This is a genomic window from Lysinibacillus zambalensis, from assembly GCF_040183165.1.
GTDB classification, from domain to species: domain Bacteria; phylum Bacillota; class Bacilli; order Bacillales_A; family Planococcaceae; genus Lysinibacillus; species Lysinibacillus zambalensis.
Map to the genome: position 1 here is coordinate 1 of NZ_JBEGDG010000063.1, position 733 is coordinate 733.

1 protein-coding gene is annotated in these 733 nt (G+C 34.9%); it reads left to right on the top strand.

Features of this window, described 5'->3' with window-relative positions; genetic code table 11:
- The coding region (locus ABNX05_RS26030; RefSeq protein WP_349662338.1) for a transposase at positions 1-623 on the top strand (623 nt) is incomplete at its 5' end.
- Positions 624-733: the final 110 nt, after the last annotated feature.

The following is a 733-nucleotide window of genomic DNA, read 5'->3' on the forward strand; positions in this document are numbered from 1 at the left end:
AAAAATCAGATGGACATTATCTACAAGAACTGATTGAAAAAAGTAAAGTAACAGGAATGGAAGTTGAAACAGTCATCGCTGACACGGCTTATTCAGGGAAAAACAATTTACTTTATACAAAAGAACAAAGCATTCAACTGATTTCTAAGTTAAATCCAATGATTACTCAAAATGGGCGAGGAAACGGAAAAGGATTTGACTTTAATAAAGATGCAGGTTTATTTGTATGTCCAGCAGGACATTTAGCAAATAGAAAAAGTAAAAAACCAGATTCACACCCAGGAGCAAGTGCAAGAATGGTTTATTTTTTTGACATTGAAAAATGTAAGGTCTGTCCACTCCGAGAAGGATGTTTTAAAGAAGGTGCAAAAACTAAGACCTATTCTGTTGCCATTAAATCAGAAGAACATTTAGACCAACAAGCTTTTCAAGAAACAGAAGAATTTAAACGCTTAGCTCGAGAACGTTATAAAATCGAAGCAAAAAATAGTGAGTTAAAAAATAAACACGGGTACGATCAAGCATCGGCTGCGGGTTCATTTGGCATGCAAATTCAGGGAGCAACGACGATATTCGCTGTCAATCTAAAAAGAATCTTAAAGCTTCTGAATGGAAAAGGGTAATAAATAGGTGAAAAAATTAGGGCGTTTCCTGTTCAAAATTGAACAAGAAGCGCCCTATCTTTCTCTAAAACGAATTTTTTTATAAAAAACGCAAGTTTTTCAGTGCCCTC